Annotated in this window: 13 protein-coding genes and 1 riboswitch; of the genes, 1 reads left to right on the forward strand and 12 read right to left on the reverse strand. The window is 39.6% G+C overall.

All coding sequences use genetic code 11. The annotated features are described in order from the left end of the window. Positions 1-81: 81 nt before the first annotated feature. The 3 genes from P7J58_RS02565 to P7J58_RS02575 all read right to left on the reverse strand — a co-directional run bounded on the left by P7J58_RS02565 (position 82) and on the right by P7J58_RS02575 (position 3,727). The gene (locus P7J58_RS02565) at positions 82-312 is read right to left on the reverse strand and encodes a hypothetical protein (protein ID WP_105146269.1); all 231 of its coding nucleotides are present in this window, start codon (positions 310-312) and stop codon (positions 82-84) included. Then, the gene (locus P7J58_RS02570; protein ID WP_105146270.1) at positions 299-2,860 is read right to left on the reverse strand and encodes an ATP-binding protein; all 2,562 of its coding nucleotides are present in this window, start codon (positions 2,858-2,860) and stop codon (positions 299-301) included. The genes P7J58_RS02565 and P7J58_RS02570 overlap by 14 nt, the downstream gene beginning before the upstream one ends. A 180-nt stretch (positions 2,861-3,040) precedes the next feature. Further along, positions 3,041-3,727: a hypothetical protein gene (locus P7J58_RS02575; protein WP_105146271.1), complete on the reverse strand. Its 687-nt coding sequence runs from the start codon at positions 3,725-3,727 to the stop codon at positions 3,041-3,043. 516 nt (positions 3,728-4,243) lie between these two features. Here P7J58_RS02575 and P7J58_RS02580 point away from each other — a divergent pair. Then, complete coding sequence (locus tag P7J58_RS02580; protein ID WP_105146272.1) at positions 4,244-5,446, forward strand: hypothetical protein; 1,203 nt, start codon at positions 4,244-4,246, stop codon at positions 5,444-5,446. Between the two features lie 101 nt (positions 5,447-5,547). Here P7J58_RS02580 and P7J58_RS02585 read toward each other — a convergent pair whose 3' ends face one another. The 9 genes from P7J58_RS02585 to P7J58_RS02625 form a co-directional block, all read right to left on the reverse strand. After that, positions 5,548-6,879 carry an alanine/glycine:cation symporter family protein gene (locus P7J58_RS02585; protein ID WP_408555543.1) on the reverse strand — a complete coding sequence of 444 codons (1,332 nt, stop codon included), beginning with the start codon at positions 6,877-6,879 and terminating at the stop codon, positions 5,548-5,550. A 105-nt stretch (positions 6,880-6,984) separates the two neighbouring features. Beyond that, positions 6,985-7,089, reverse strand: a riboswitch (glycine riboswitch). Between the two features lie 212 nt (positions 7,090-7,301). Beyond that, positions 7,302-7,934 carry an ABC transporter ATP-binding protein gene (locus tag P7J58_RS02590; protein ID WP_408555542.1) on the reverse strand — a complete coding sequence of 211 codons (633 nt, stop codon included), beginning with the start codon at positions 7,932-7,934 and terminating at the stop codon, positions 7,302-7,304. Position 7,935: 1 nt separating this feature from the next. After that, entirely contained in the window at positions 7,936-9,921 is a 1,986-nt protein-coding gene (locus tag P7J58_RS02595) for a DUF1430 domain-containing protein (RefSeq protein WP_408555541.1), read from the reverse strand. Positions 9,922-10,162: 241 nt separating this feature from the next. Further along, positions 10,163-11,101 (reverse strand): peptide-methionine (R)-S-oxide reductase MsrB, encoded by a 939-nt coding sequence (gene msrB, locus P7J58_RS02600; protein WP_332443701.1) that lies wholly within the window; start codon positions 11,099-11,101, stop codon positions 10,163-10,165. Between the two features lie 39 nt (positions 11,102-11,140). Further along, complete coding sequence (locus P7J58_RS02605) at positions 11,141-12,670, reverse strand: AMP-binding protein (protein ID WP_408555540.1); 1,530 nt, start codon at positions 12,668-12,670, stop codon at positions 11,141-11,143. A 133-nt stretch (positions 12,671-12,803) separates the two neighbouring features. After that, positions 12,804-13,118, reverse strand: coding sequence for a thioredoxin (gene trxA, locus P7J58_RS02610; protein WP_002941035.1), 315 nt, complete (start codon positions 13,116-13,118; stop codon positions 12,804-12,806). Between the two features lie 365 nt (positions 13,119-13,483). After that, positions 13,484-14,338, reverse strand: coding sequence for an aldo/keto reductase (locus tag P7J58_RS02615; protein ID WP_105146276.1), 855 nt, complete (start codon positions 14,336-14,338; stop codon positions 13,484-13,486). 66 nt (positions 14,339-14,404) lie between these two features. Beyond that, a complete protein-coding gene (locus P7J58_RS02620; protein ID WP_408555587.1) occupies positions 14,405-14,719 on the reverse strand; it encodes a MerR family transcriptional regulator in 315 nt (104 codons plus the stop codon). Between the two features lie 102 nt (positions 14,720-14,821). Continuing rightward, on the reverse strand, positions 14,822-15,475 hold the full coding sequence (locus tag P7J58_RS02625) for a GNAT family N-acetyltransferase (protein WP_408555539.1): 654 nt from the start codon (positions 15,473-15,475) through the stop codon (positions 14,822-14,824). Positions 15,476-15,666 lie beyond the last annotated feature (191 nt).

The following is a 15,666-nucleotide window of genomic DNA, read 5'->3' on the forward strand; positions in this document are numbered from 1 at the left end:
CTTTCTCCATATAAGTCCGAAGACGTTTATCAGATCAAAAAGTCTTAAAATCCCAGTAAATTAATTTTATATTGTAGCTAGCTATTTCTCTTTTTCCATACGACCATATACCTTAAATAGTTCTGCACGCGCCTCCTCAATTTTTTGCTGCCGTTCTTTCTCATAATCTTCAGATGTTTCTTTATTATTTACCTCTGAAATTTTTGGTAAATCTTCTTCTGTAACATCCCAATTCTTTTGATCTAAAGGCCACTTAGCTTTTAGGTTATCATTTGTATCAGCTGTAAATATATCTTTTTCAAACTTTATCATGTTTCAGTTTCCTATATTTTTTATAAAGCGCAAGCCTTTCATATCTGGGTAGACTACAATTCATTATCAAGTAAGAAGCAATAGTTTCCTTAAGTGACTTTTGTTCAACTTGACCTTCAAGTCCTAACTCTTTTGAGAATAGATCTTCCAGAATATCTAAATCATATTCTTTCAAAATGACTGATATATCGAAATTAGATAATAATTCATCCAACAAGACCTTATAAGTTTCATCTATGCTAATAAGTTCCTCGCCAGGATATAAAGATTTTACTTTTTCAAAAGATTTAGCTAGTATATCCTCACGGCACCATCCCCCTGTCGATTCAACCAAAGGCATATATACCAACTTAGGTCTAAAATCCCCCTCAGAATAAACCGTAGCATAGCCTTTACGCAGATTACTTAAGTAAGCTTTTTGTTCCTCCGTCATATTCATGGAATCTCCAATACAATCCCTATCTTCTTTCATGACTGTCCTATGAACTATTTTTAAGTTAGTATTTTTTAAACAATCGCTTGCTAGCTTAGTCGGGATTTGATCTGCAATCACAATTGCTTGACCATAACTTCGTATTTCTGCAAGTAAATTAGTAAAAAATTCAACTGCTTTTGCCTTGGGTGAGTCTGAATCTGTTTCATATTTTAATAAACGGTGGGCCTCCTCGATTAATAAGAGATGTTGAATATCATGGTGTCCAACAGAAAGATTGAAAGATTGTCGATATTCATATAATTGGGTTAAAAGTAAACCTATCACAAATGATTTAGTCTCATCATCACCTAAATCTTCCAATTCAAAGACAACTGGATATTTAAGTAATTTTTCAATGGGAAAACTTTTTTCGACATCTAGCATCATTCCCTTGCCACCTAAACGCAGCGAATTAACTCGAGCTTTCAAACTTGCTTGTATGTTAGATCGTATTTCTCCGGTATACCCCGACTGATTCGTTATTTCATCAATCTTTATAACTAAATCTGTAAGTGTGGGATAACTTGTTATCCCCTTGATATTAGTATTACTTACAATATCCCAACCACAATCCTCATAAACAGAATAGAGAGCTTGTTCTAGAATGAAAGGAGTCGGAGCCACCATATCAAAACTTGCCTTAAAGGTTGCAAAAAGACGATCGATGTGGGACTGCAATGAAACTGTTCCTATCACCTCCATCGGATTTAACCTAAAAGGAACGCCTCTGCTGACTGACTCTTCACCAAGTGTAAATACTAAAACTTTTGGAGTACCGCTTTCAACTAAACTATTCCCCAAATCCCAATATTCCCGTTTAGCTGATTCAATAACCCAAAATGGAACACCATAACTACGATGCAACTCTGTAACTAAAGACTTACTTGTATTAGTCTTTCCGCTACCAGTCATACCGACAATAAGAGCATGTCGCGTCAAATCATCAATGTCTATTTTATAAGTATTGTTAAGCTGGTTTCCGGGATTACATATCCTACCTAAGGAGACCATATCTTTTTTTCGTTCTAACCTATTAGCTACATCATAAGAAACACTAGCATTGATGAAAAAGTTCGGTACCTCTTCTTCGGGATATTGAAAATAGGTAGCTAATTGTTCTGTTGTCAAAAAGGTCGAACTTAAATCTGAATACAGTTCAGATGAGTCCAATTCAGAATTATACATATGTTCCCACTTGAAAGGGTCTTGATATGTGATCCAACTATTTGTAACAGAGTAAGACTGATCAGAAAAATGTAAAGGAAGGATTCGAATTGGCTCAATAATCTGCTCAGATTCTGAAAAATAGGCCTTGATTAATGAAGATAATAAGGACAAATCTTCAATTTTCTTAGTTCCGATAACAATCTGAGTTTCCCAGATACCTCTGGATATACCATTCTCTAAATTCGAAGCTGTTACTTGCAATTTTTCATAATAACGTTTTGCAAATAAATCCTCTGTAGTTAGATTAATTGTCGTTCCAGCCTGTACATAGCTATCTGATTTATTAAGGTATGAACTAACCTGACCTTGTTCTTTCAAAATCAACTGTTGCATCCTAGAGATATTAGAGACAGGAACGCGCTTACATTTTGTAGAAATAAAAAAATCTTTTCCCACCATTCCTTGAACCAAGGAAACAATTCCAAGTTTATCCTTATCTTTTAAAACACGAGGAATTCCAATAACTAAACTGAGAAAGGGATAATTGGCATCTAATTTAACATCTCCAATATCACTTATTGAGTATTCATAGAAATTTGCTGAAAAAAGATCTCTTACTTGATGCAAATAGGGTACTTCACATCCTAAATATATACCTACCTCTCTTCTTTCACCTACAATTAGAAAAGAGAGCATGTCATTGTTTAAACCTAACCCTAATAAAGAATTTAGTTGACTAGCATAAAAATATCCTATTTCCTCTTGGGGCCGACTCAAGCCGTTCACTCTAAAATACTGCAAGTCAGAATTGTAAGATACATCTTGATTAGAGAGATCAATCCCTCTCAATTCGTAAGGAACTAATTTTCGCCTAGAAAAAGAATTGCTTCGAGAATGAATATCCATCAATACTAACGCCTCCCCATTAATAATTTATAAGCAATGAAAAGTATAAAGACAACTAAAAATAGATACCAGTATGTTTCTAATAATGAAATGATGACCATTAATAAAACAAGAATGATAACTAACTTAAAAATACATCCTGCCACTTCAACACCTCCTACTTAATAGTGAATCAAGAGACTAGTCATGATATTGCTTGGCAAATAATAAAGCAATAATAATACATACAAATACAGCAAGTGTAACAGGAAGATTTTTCAAATATTTATGGACAAGTAATGCCGCAGATGTAGCTGTTACTATACAAAACAACAACATAAAGCCCGCAACCCGATAATCCACAGATTTTGATCTATATACTACACCATTTGATACATCTTTAATCGTTCTAGCCACAAGTTGGTGATTATGATTAAAATAACCTGTGACTTCGATCATATTATTCACCTGTACCTGATAATTTCCTCTCAAATTTCCAAAAAACAAAACGTAAAGTGTCTCATTCTTATCAACACTTAGTTGAATATGATGAACCCTTCCAGTCATTGAAAAATTCTCACGTCTTAAAAAAGCATTAAACAATCTGATACCAATTCTAGCTTGATCAACATGACACTCTGAAGATATCACTCTACCGCATGGAACTGTATTAACACGAGTACTGATTAAATTCAGTTGCTCACTTGGCCTAATACTTGATTCAACTGTTGTATCTCTGTGGGCAATAAACTCACTCTTAGGAGTACCTCTTGAATCAGTACTTATCGGCTGTCTATTTTCTTTTACACTTGATTTTCTAGAACAACCTGAACAAAGCTCCCCTTCCGAATCAACGAAAGCAACTTCACATCGTTTACATAAGTTCATATATTCCTCCTATTTTAACATTACTATATTAACAATAAACAAAGTGAATTTCATTAATTTTAGAACATAGGAATTTTTTATTAATTTATGATAATTTAAGAATAATTCGATAAAAATTAAGCACATTATTTTCTAAATTCTGATAAAAATATAATTTTTTGACCATTACAACCATGTAGAAAGAACACTGACCAATTTTTTACTTAAATATTCAATAAATAAATAGAAATATTCATTTTATAATTGATAATTTGGGAATCCTAAACAAAAAATTATACCCTAGAAAGCTTATCCGTCAACAGAACAAAAAATGTACATCATTCAAACCAAACTTTATTAATTTAATTTTATAAAATATTAATATTTTCATTGTGATTGTTGCCGATAATTACTTTTAATTTTTCTAAAAATAAACTATAATATTTTCGAACGAAAAAGAACCATATATTTATTTAAGCAAGAATATTACTTTCTTCGCAATGAAATATATATTATAAGTGGTTATAGGAGGTTAGCATGGTGCAATTACTTCTTGGAGATGTATTTTCTAGCATATTAGAAACCAGTAAAGAACAAAAAATTACATCTGGTTGGCTGACTCAAGAATACGTGGTCAATACTATTTATCAATATTTTCAACTAAAAAAGAATATCAATGGTGAGGAAGTAGACTACTATGTTTCAGCACCCTCTTGCTCGCTCTATTTCCAATCAAAGAAAACACTTCCACCTTGGTACAGAAATGCTATTTTATCCTCTAATATGGATGAGCTATTTCTATCAATTACTGCAAAATTTGAAAACGATCACACCTTACCTTTAAAAGCTATCGTAAAAAAGCTAAGAAAAATCTATCTGCATGAAAATTTCCAACAGACTCAAATCTTCGAAAATGTAAAAACGAATAGAAATTTTTTTAATATTAATGAGTTAGAAATATGGAATAAGAAAAAGCAATATTCCTACATACTAACCGCCATCTTGTTCCACTGTTTACTTTTCATTCCCAATGATCGCTATTGCAAATACTATGAACATGATATAGCAAGTCTACACTTTAATGAAGATGTCGGTGAGCTAGTAACTAATGGACAATACTATAATTACTTCGAAAAAGACATCAGCATCAGACCCAGTATCGAGGATAGGACCTATCGAATCCTTACAAAAAGAAAGTACGAGTCCCCATTTCCAAATCCAGAATATTTTGATAAAAATACCTACTATATCAACTTCTATTTTGCTACAGAGGAGCTTTGTAATCAGCACTCTATTACCTCTCTCATTATTAACGGTAAGGACTATACTGAAAATAAATTAGAAACCATTTCGGACCTAAGCGACCAATTTTATCCATTTCCAATTAGAAAAGCTATTCTAATCGAGAATATTCCAAAAGCTCCACTTTATACTGTCAATTTAGATACTGAGTATGCTGCAGCTTTTCCTATTCGTTATGAATCATATAAGTTAACATCACCCACCAAACGATTAAAAGTCAGCGTCTCTATCTTCTCAAGAGAAAAACGTAAACTCTCACTATCATTAAAAACCTTCGGAGACTTTAATAGTCGAATTAAACCGATTGAACGAATCGAGCCCAATACGACAATGGCCTATTTTGAATTCCTTGATTGGACCATGCCTGGATCGGGTTATTCCTATCTAGTAAAGCCTTGGGGACCATTTTGGAAAGAGTTCATTCCAAATATAGACTAATCAAACTTTTTATATCTCCCTGTTTTACTCTCTAAGCACTCTCTTGGCAAATCATTTTTACATAACACAAAAAGTGCAGAATTGGTTTTCTGCACTTTCTTCTATTTCTTCCTAAAATACTGGCGTGTCTCCTTGATGATGACAGGAGAGAGAGCTAGTAAGGCGATCAAGTTTGGTAGGGCCATGAGACCATTTACAATATCAGCAATGGTCCAAATCAAGTCCAGCTTGAGGAAGCCACCAAGGGCTACCATTGCCACAAATAACAGACGATAAGGCAAGATGGATTTGGTACCAAATAGAAACTCAATACAGCGTTCACCATAGTAAGACCATCCGAGAATAGTTGTAAAAGCAAAAAGTACCAAACTAATCGTCAAGGCAATAGATCCTGTATTGCCAAAAACTGTTGCAAAAGCTGCCTGAGTCAGAGGTGCACCAGCTAATCCTTCTGTCGTCCACTGATCCGTCACCAAAATCGAAAGCCCTGTCAGACTGCAGATAATCAGCGTGTCGATAAAGGTACCCGTCATGGAAATCAATCCCTGCTCCACAGGGTTATCCGACTTGGCTGCCGCAGCAGCAATAGGCGCCGAACCCAAACCAGATTCATTTGAGAAGACTCCGCGAGCAATTCCGCGTTGAATGGCTTCTTTTACCGTTGCCCCTACAAAACCACCCATCGCAGCTGCTGGAGTGAAGGCAGATTTGAAAACTAAGGCAAGGGTTGGCAAGAGTTGATCCCAATGCACGGCCAAGACAGTAATACTTGCTAAGATATACAAAATCGCCATGAAAGGAACAACTTTGGTCGAAACGTCAGAGATTTTTTCAATCCCTCCAAAGATAAAGAAAGCAATTAAAATGGCTGTTAATATGCTGATCAGTTGTGGAGCCAAGCCAAAACTCATCTCCAGTGAAGCTGTGATGGAATTAACTTGCGAAAAGGTTCCGATTCCCAAAAGTGCCACCAAAACTCCTGAAATAGCAAAGAAAATCGCCAAAGGTTTCCACTTTTGTCCCATCCCCAAGGTAATGTAGTGCATAGGACCACCAGCCGCTTGTCCGTTGGCATCCTTTGTTCTATATTTGATCGCTAAAAATCCTTCTGCATACTTGGTTGCCATCCCGAAAAAGGCCGCAACCCACATCCAGAAAAGAGCACCCGGACCACCCGTGGTAATGGCTGTCGCAACACCAACAATATTGCCTGTTCCAACTGTTGCAGCTAGAGCGGTACAAAGGGCCGCAAAGCTGGACACATCCCCTTGACCAGACTGGTCACTGGAGAAAATCAGACGAAAAGCCGTCGGCAATTTGCCAATCTGAAACACTCCCAAACGAAGAGTGAGATAAACACCCGTTCCGACCAATAGTAACAAGAGGGGCGGTCCCCAAACAAGATTGTTGATAGCCTTAAATAGTTCTAACATAGTTCCTCCTAAGCGTTTCTAATCAGATAAAGCTGCCGGAAAAACAAAAAGAGGCTGAACACTTCAACCTCTAGAATCAACGTGAAAATATAGAAAAAGCCTATTTTTCAACGCTCTGTCCTTTTACCTGAGAGTTTCAGTAGCTCTACTTTTCCAAGCAGAACTACCTTGCCCCTTCGGTGCCAAAATGGTCTCTCCAGAGTTCCGTCCATTGAACAGTCAGTTTCCCTTCTACCCAATATCAACCGGTTATTCAGTTTTATCTAGTCTTATTTTAATCTAATTTCACGAAAAAATCAAGAATATTTTCTGATACTCAATGAAAATCAAAAGTAGCCTAGGAAACGAATCCGAAGATAGAACTGGAGTTCATCAAGGTAAGTTGATAACGGATAATTTTGATTTTCGAAGAGTATGAATTTTTACAAGTCTTCCATTTTTATGATAAGGTCTGCTCGCTCCCAAATCAAAGGATTGTGGGTGGCAATCACAATTAACCGATCTGGGCTCTTCAAGGATAACAAAATATCCATAATTTCTTGGGAGCTCTTAGGATCTAAGGCAGCCGTCGGCTCATCTGCTAAAATCAATGGAGGATTTTTCAGGATGACTTTAGCAAGAGCTACCCGCTGGGCTTCCCCTCCTGAAAGTTCATAGATAGGCTGGGACAGGTTCAGATAAGACAGCCCCACTGCATCAAGTGCCGCTTCCTGCCTCGATTTCCTTTGGTCTTTGGACAATTTCTGACCAATCAGTCCCAAATCCAGATTTTCTCTGATTGTCTGACTTTCTAAAAGACCAAAATTCTGAAAGAGATAGCCTAATTCCTCCCTAAAAAAGAGATGGGGCTTCAACTTTTTCAATTCCTTTCCCTTGTAGAGAATGTCACCTGCATCATAGGACTCCAACTTGGCTAAAATATTCAGCAAGGTCGTTTTTCCACTACCACTGGCACCTATCAAAGCATAGACCTTTCCAGCCTGCAAGTCTAGCGTTACATCAGAAAACAAGCTGCGCTTCCCAAATTTCTTTTGAATTGATTGAATAGAAAACATACTAGGCTCCTTTCAAAATACGGATATTCCAAGCTCCTTCTTTCCTCGCCTGCCACCTCAATAAGTAAAGGGCATTGATTATAAACAAGACAAAACTGATACTACTTATGAATATGTGACCTGTTACTACTACGCTCGCTCCCAAGGCTAATAAAAGGGCCAGTAGCTGAACCGTTAGGTATTTCTGATGAATGCCCAAAAAATCCATCCCTGCAATTTCCTTGATGAAAATCTCACGTTTAAATTCTTCAAAGTATAGAAGATTCATGGTATTAAACAGGACAATTGATGTCACAATCCCTAAAATGGCACCCATAGATGTTGAAATGGTCTCTATCCGAATACGATCTAAAAGTTCCGTAAAGAGGGAGGAACTACTTTTCACTTCATTGACAAACTGAAACAGATTTCTTGCCTTCAATTCGCGCAAAAGTTTATCTCTATTTTTAAATAAGATACTGCTATCTACTTCATTCAACCAAAAGTCAGCAGATTCTTTTCCCAGACTTGACGGTGCCAGCACAACTAAAATAGAGTCTGTCAGGTATTGCACATGTTGACCAGAACGATGATTGTAGATAAACTGCTTCTGCCCATCTTTTAGATAAGCAACTTTTCCCTTAATGGTAGCTGAGCGTGCTTGATTAGCAGGTCTAACCATACGATTGATATAATCTTGGTAAAGATGGAGATAAGTATCACTTTGAGGGTGCAATTTTTCAGGTAATAGAAGTTGAAATTCTCCTTCTTGTAGAGGGTGCACTGCTTCTCCTTCTGCTAAGTTTACATCCTGTATCTGCAAATAATTTGGACTAACGTAGAGGGTGTTGCCTGCTGGATGGTAGCTGTCAAGGCGTGTCCCATCTTCCAGTTGGGAACCCATTAAATAGGCATTCAAATTACTTTTGACAAAGAGCGCGCCGTCTTCCTCCAAAGCTTGCTTTAGTAAAGGATACCAATTTTCAGGCGAATTTAGTCCTGAGCGACCATCCGCAGAAATGTTCCAAGCTAAACTATAGTAATCCCCTTCATTCTCCCACTGCTGGGCACCTACTTGGTATTCCTGCCAAATCCCTGAATAATAGGCGGTTTGAGTCACACCCAATGACACCACCAGTAGAGCCAGCATTTGCCCCATAACCATAATGGTCAGGATTCCTTGCAGGGGCATCTTCCCTTTTAACAAGGGTAAAAAGTGATAGGTCCGAATGGCCAAGGTAAATGTAGCAACGAAAAAAAGGACAATCAAACCAAGCAAGAAATGATAGCCCACTAGAGCTGCGACCAGATAGTAGACAGAATAGCCATCTAATCCAACGAGGTAGGCCAGTCCAACTGCTGGAAGAACCGCAAATGGGATAGTTAGAGCTATCTCTTTCGCATTTTCTTGTAGAGATAGTAGAAATAAATGCCAACGTGAATCTCCTGCGATCAAACGGATACCTGCTGTACGCAACTGCCTTACATTGGCAATCACGACCAAAGCCATATAGGTAATGAGAAAGACCAGTATGGCTAAGAATTGACCACCTTGTGTCAGAAATGCTAGTAAAGTAGCAATAGTCGATGGCTTCCGAATCTGAACTTCATCAAATCCAAGCGAAACAAGAAGAGAACAAAGCTCCTCTACCGTCGCTTTCCCTTGGAAAATAAAATATTTGGTTAAAAGTGTAGACTCCACTTTTTCTGATGACTGAAATTCCTCTAGTCCTCTTGGTAGGGGAGATTGACTAAAATTATCATAAGAAAAGGTACGTCCGCCTGATGTACTTGGCTCAATCACTCGTCTGGCAATGACACTATCCGTCTGTTGAGAATATTCCTCTAATCGCTGTCGTACATCTGAGTAAGTCACGTCCTCAGATATCGACAAGGTAGTCACAGAAGGATAATAATGAACTAGCATAGTCTCCTTTTGGCTAACCCCCAACCAAATCATAAAGACGGCTAGAATGATCGTCGATACAAGTACAAATTTTCCTTTCATCACAATCACCTGTCTTCCTATTCTCTAAAATGTAAGAAATAGGCTAGGAAAAAATTCCAATGTCTCTGCTAAGAGTTCGCTTTAATATCTCAGCTAACTGGTTGATTGACAGCAAAATAGCCACTTCTTAAACTAGAATATTATCTATGTATAAATCATTATATCAAAATTATCTTTTCTAACATACTATTTCGACACAAAAAGCCTATTCTTGGCGAATAGACTTTCTACGTTCCTAAATTTATTTAAGCAAATCCAAAAACAGGCCATATCCTGCTGCTTCCATTTCCTCTCTCGGTATGAAGCGAAGGGCTGCTGAGTTGATACAGTAACGGAGACCGCCTTTATCACGTGGTCCGTCGTCAAAGACGTGACCAAGATGAGCATGTCCAGCCCGACTGCGGACTTCGATGCGGTTCATGCCGTGGGAAAGATCTTGGAAATAAGTCGCAACTTCCTTGCTGATTGGTTTGGTAAAGGAGGGCCAGCCGCAGCCTGAGTCAAATTTGTCTGTCGAGAGAAAGAGGGGCTCGCCAGTCGTAATATCGACGTAAATGCCAGCTTGGTCGCTATTCCAAAACTCATTTTCGAAGGGTCTTTCCGTCGCAGCTTCTTGAGTGACTTGGTACTGGAGTTCAGTCAAGCTGTCTTTTAAGACTTGCTGGTCTGGCTTTTGGTAGTCTGCAACATCAATCAGAGGGATTTTTGCCTGCCCAAGATCGATATGGCAGTACCCTTGGGGATTTTTCTTGAGATAAGCCTGATGGTAGTCTTCGGCGGGGATGTAATGCGCGAGTGGCTCCACTTCAACGGCTAGGGGGCGTCCGCCAAAGAGCCGGGACTGCTCCGTCATGACCTGCTCGATGGTCGGCAAATCAGCCTCATCAGTGTAATAGATACCAGTCCGATACTGGCGCCCCTTGTCAGGTCCCTGCTGATTGACAGAGAAGGGATCAATGACGCGGAAATAGTAGAGGAGAATTTCCCGCAAGCTAATGTGGACTTCATCATAGGCTAGATAGAGCGTCTCTGCGTGGTCTGTTTGTTTGAGGAGTTGATAATTGGTCGTCTCCACCTGTCCATTGGCATAGCCAACGCTGGTGTCAAGAATACCATCTATCTGGGAAAAGTAGCCTTCCATCCCCCAGAAACAACCGCCTGCTAGGTAGATTTCTTTCATGTGAACTCCTTCTTATCTGCAAGCGTGGTTTCGTCACCCTTACAGATTTTTTTCTTTCATTTCTGCTTCCATTTTGAGGCGTTGAACCTTCATGGTCGCAGTACGTGGAATGTCGTCATAAGCCATCAAGATAGGCTCTTTCAATAGTGGTAGGTCTGCAACCATGGCCCACCAAGCTTCCCAATTCATCTCAGCATCTTCTGCCAAAGCGATAATCGGCTGCGGTGCACCATTGACATCTCGGATAATCACAACTTCTGATAAAAAGTCCAATTTATCCAGCAATAAATCTTCCAAGGCAAGGTTGCTGTCGATGTGCTCAATGAGGTCAACCTGACGGTCTTTTAGAAGAAGTGTCCCCTCTGGAGTCATACAGCCGTAGTCACCACTATCCCACCAAGCACCGTACACATTATCTTGGAAGCGGGCATCTTCTTTGTAGTAGGTCACAGCACGGCCTTTTGACAGGAATTGGATATGGCCATTTTCTCCAGCTGGGAGAGGATTCCCTTGGGCATCTGTGATGCGTGCTTCTGTGTAACCTTCCAGACCAATCCCCATATCTCGTCCGCTAACTGTTCCTAGGTTTTCCAAGCGATGGTAACGTAAAATCATTGGACCACATTCACTTTGACCATAAACCTGCATAAAGACTGGACCTTGCTCTTTAGAAGCCTCCAAGAAGGCGCGAAGTGTACCAATATTGATAGCATCAAAGGTTGAATGGTAATAACGAATGCTACTAAAGACCTCTGGTTTTTCCTTGGCCAATCTTGCCCATTGGACAAAGTTATTCGGATGGGTTTCCAGAGCACTTGGACGATGAAGAGCAAGCGCCCGTTCAACATCATCTTTTCTTGCAGAAGAAAGCGGGTAGAGGGGGAATCCTAGCCCAATCGCCGACGACACGCCGATATTATAGCGTGAATGTACAGGGGAGATATGGAAGGTCAGCAAGCCTCTCTCCGTCATCTTGTCAAAAATAGTCTGTTGCCAAGCTACTCGCCAGCCCATGGTCTGTGCTGTATGGCAGATTAGTTTTGGAACACCTGTCGTTCCTGAAGTATGAGTCATGTATTGAATGACATCTTCCGGCAGGAGATTTTCTTCAAAAGCAACTGCTTCATGCACTAGGACTTGGGGTAAAAATACCTTTGTGACCAGGTCAGTTCGAGCCATTCCTGCTACACGTTCTTCCGTTTCTTGGTCGTAGACAATGAAAGACTTTTCCAATCGCTCCGCAAACACATCTAAATTCGAAGATGGCAAATGGTAGGAAATCATAACAGGAACAGCACCCAATGCCGTTACCGCTACTGCTAACAAATAGGTGTCGAAAGCTGGGCTCTTATACAGAACCACCTTGTCCCCATAGCCAATACCTGCCGCTGCAAATTGGGCGGCTCTTTTTTGAATGGCCTCATGAACTGTTTGATAGGTATTTTCCAATCCTAATTCAGGGAAGGATGCGTAGGGTTTGTCAAAATAAATGGCAACATTTGGAAACTCTCGAGCTGCTGTTTTAAACTGACGATAGAGATTTAATGGTTTGTAACTAATAGTTGACATATCTAACCTTTCTAAAATGACAATGATAAGGTTATTATAACATCTTGTGCCAACCTTCACAATCTTATATCTTTGTATGACTCACAGTTGTAAAAAAGCAAGTAGTCAATCCACCACTTGCTTTCATTTTCAATTAGCCAATCTCTGCCAAGATAGCTTTGATTTGGTCTTTGGTGTGAACACCGGCAACCTGTTTCACAACCTGTCCATCTTTTTTGAACAAAAGAGTTGGGATAGACATGATACCAAACTGACGAGCTGTGTTTGGGTTTTCATCAACATCCATTTTGTAGATGCGCAATTCATCTTCGTCCACTTCGCCTGCTAATTGCTCTAAGATTGGTGCCTGCATACGGCATGGACCACACCAAGGTGCCCAAAAGTCAACAAGGACTACACCTTCTTGTGTTTCAACTTCAAAGTTTGCATCTGTAATAACTTGAACCATAATTTTCTCCGTTTCTGTTTTTCTACTATCATTCTACACCAAATGAAAAGAGAATGCGAATATTTGCTACGGACCAATAAATTGAATAGACATACTTTAGAAATCTTAATTTGAAAAGCAGACTGATCAAGTTAAACAAGACCGCAGGGTGACGAGGGGGAACTGAGAAATTGTTTTACTTATAAAGTCCAGTTGTAGTAACGAGACAGGGTGACGCTACGGAAGAGAAATGAGATAGACATGCTTAAACAATTGTGATTTGAAAGCATGTTGATCATTCTAAACTAGACTGCAGGAAGACAAAGGGGGGAATGGGAGACTGTTTTGCTTGTCAAATCCAGTTGTAGCCAAAAACAAGCTCACTCTTAAAAGGTCTTCCCTACATAGCCTGCTAAGGCTTCAATGGTTTGGGCTTGGTGGTGATCAGCAAAGACTGTCGTATCTGTATTTAGAGCTTGGATAGCCACCATGTCTTCTTCCGTCAGTCCAAAGTCAAATATGTCAAAATTCTGACGGACACGCTCTGGATTGGCAGATTTCGATAAGGAAACAATGCCTGACTGGAGTTGGAAGCGGAGCATGACCTGAGCAGTTGTTTTTCCATATTTGCTAGCAATAGCTGTCAAAACAGGATTGGTAAAAACATCGAATTTCCCTTCTGCAAAGGCTCCCCAACTCTGAACTTGAATTCCCTTGCTAGCCAGATAGGCCCGCTCTTCTGGTTTTTGGTGGAACACATGTAGTTCAATCTGGTTGACCATCGGCTTCACAGTATTAAAAAGAGATAGGTTAGCAATCTGGTCTGGTTTAAAATTGGACACGCCAATGGCACGGATTTTTCCTTCTTGATAAAGTTCCTCCAAAGCTCGCCAAGCTCCAAAGGTATCACCTACTGGCTGATGGAGCAGATAGAGGTCCAGATAGTCCAAACCTAACTTCTCCATAGAGGTCGCGAAAGCTTCTTTGGCTCCTTGGTAGCTCATATCTGAAATCCACAATTTAGTTGTAATAAACAGTTCTTCTCGTGGCACACCAGCATTACGAATGGCATGACCAACTGCTTCCTCATTTCCATAAGCCTGAGCTGTGTCAATCAGGCGATAACCTGTCCGAATAGCTTCTTCGACAACCTGCTGGCAGGTTTCTGGATCTGGGATTTGGAAGACCCCAAATCCAACTGTAGGCATCTCAACTCCATTGTGTAGTGTAACTGTCTGCATCTTTATTCTCCTTTGTCTAATCGTTCCTGTTCAAAGCGTAACAACTGACTATCATAGGTCGCTACCTTATGACTCAGCATCTCCAACACGGCTTCTTGCTTGGGCTATTTGATCCTTCAATCGCTCTTCCTGCTCCTGTAAAATAGCCTTTCGAGCAGCAATAGTACGATCACCCTGTCGCACAAGGTCAACATAATCCACCAAACTTTCAATAGACATCCCAGACTTACGAAGCATTTTGACCAAGAAGAGCCAGTCAATCGCCTGTTGGTCAAACTGCCGATAACCGTTTTTGTCTCGCGGCACCTGTAAAAGCCCGATTCGTTCATAATAGCGAATAGTATCATGGGATAAACCCAATTCCTCCGCCACTTCTTTCATCGTTTTCAAGAGATCACTTCCTTTCCAGCCCCTGATGATATTATGATTATAAACTATGGAGTCCACTCCATAGCAAGAGAAAAATAAAAAAAGTTGAAAACTTCAACTTTTTTCTGTTAAATCCACCACATAGGTTAATTCTTGATAGACATCTTCTATGTCAAAGAGATCCAAGCCAGCTTCTTCGCTGACTACATAAACACCTTCTCTCAAATAGTAGGGAACTGGCTGACCTTCCATATCTGAAAAGGACAATCTGCCTCGCTCTAAATCAATTCCAAAGCGGAAGGTTGGAACATCTTGTGGCGCTCCGACCACTAGATAATCCGAACAGACTACCTCACCACCCCATTTCTGATATAAATGGTTGGCTGCGTCATCCTCACGAGTAAAGATGGCTAGTTTCTCTACACCTTGCTCTCTCAACTCCCGCTCTGCTTTTTCAAAAAGCGCCTGGGCAATACCCTGCCCTTGAAAGTCAGGGTGGACTGCTAGGTTAGTAAAATAAGCAGTACGCTTACTCGGTGCGTAAATATAAGACTGGCTGCACTCTTCCGTGTAAATATCGATGTCGATTAGACCAACGATTTGTCCGTTTACTTCAGCCACCCATTCCACACGGTAGTCATAAACGTCTGTCATTAGTTCGGGCTTCTCTGTTTCTCTATCATCAAAGAAGGGAGAGAAGAGGTAGCTGAGTGCCTTACAGTAAACCCATCCTTTTTCATCACTGGTTTGATATTTTCTGATAATCATATAGACCTCCTAACTTTATATTACTATTTTTTTTGAGTTTTGCAACTGTATTCAAAAGCACCTGCAACCTGCAGGTGCTTCAGATTGCAGACAAACATCGTTTTGGTGTTTGTCTTTTTACTGTTTTTAGAGAAAAATGGCTGTTTTAATGCTGAAACCACCCCATCTGGACAAAATAAAAAGGCCTTCTT

It is taken from the genome of Streptococcus suis, from assembly GCF_046032535.1.
GTDB classification, from domain to species: domain Bacteria; phylum Bacillota; class Bacilli; order Lactobacillales; family Streptococcaceae; genus Streptococcus; species Streptococcus suis_AK.

Coding starts and splice junctions, on each gene's coding strand:
- P7J58_RS02565 (WP_105146269.1), bottom strand. CDS start 312: ATGATAAAGTTTGAAAAAGATATATTTACAGCTGATACAAATGATAAC.
- P7J58_RS02570 (WP_105146270.1), bottom strand. CDS start 2,860: ATGGATATTCATTCTCGAAGCAATTCTTTTTCTAGGCGAAAATTAGTT.
- P7J58_RS02575 (WP_105146271.1), bottom strand. CDS start 3,727: ATGAACTTATGTAAACGATGTGAAGTTGCTTTCGTTGATTCGGAAGGG.
- P7J58_RS02580 (WP_105146272.1), top strand. CDS start 4,244: ATGGTGCAATTACTTCTTGGAGATGTATTTTCTAGCATATTAGAAACC.
- P7J58_RS02585 (WP_408555543.1), bottom strand. CDS start 6,879: ATGTTAGAACTATTTAAGGCTATCAACAATCTTGTTTGGGGACCGCCC.
- P7J58_RS02590 (WP_408555542.1), bottom strand. CDS start 7,934: ATGTTTTCTATTCAATCAATTCAAAAGAAATTTGGGAAGCGCAGCTTG.
- P7J58_RS02595 (WP_408555541.1), bottom strand. CDS start 9,921: ATGAAAGGAAAATTTGTACTTGTATCGACGATCATTCTAGCCGTCTTT.
- msrB (WP_332443701.1), bottom strand. CDS start 11,101: ATGAAAGAAATCTACCTAGCAGGCGGTTGTTTCTGGGGGATGGAAGGC.
- P7J58_RS02605 (WP_408555540.1), bottom strand. CDS start 12,670: ATGTCAACTATTAGTTACAAACCATTAAATCTCTATCGTCAGTTTAAA.
- trxA (WP_002941035.1), bottom strand. CDS start 13,118: ATGGTTCAAGTTATTACAGATGCAAACTTTGAAGTTGAAACACAAGAA.
- P7J58_RS02615 (WP_105146276.1), bottom strand. CDS start 14,338: ATGCAGACAGTTACACTACACAATGGAGTTGAGATGCCTACAGTTGGA.
- P7J58_RS02620 (WP_408555587.1), bottom strand. CDS start 14,719: ATGAAAGAAGTGGCGGAGGAATTGGGTTTATCCCATGATACTATTCGC.
- P7J58_RS02625 (WP_408555539.1), bottom strand. CDS start 15,475: ATGATTATCAGAAAATATCAAACCAGTGATGAAAAAGGATGGGTTTAC.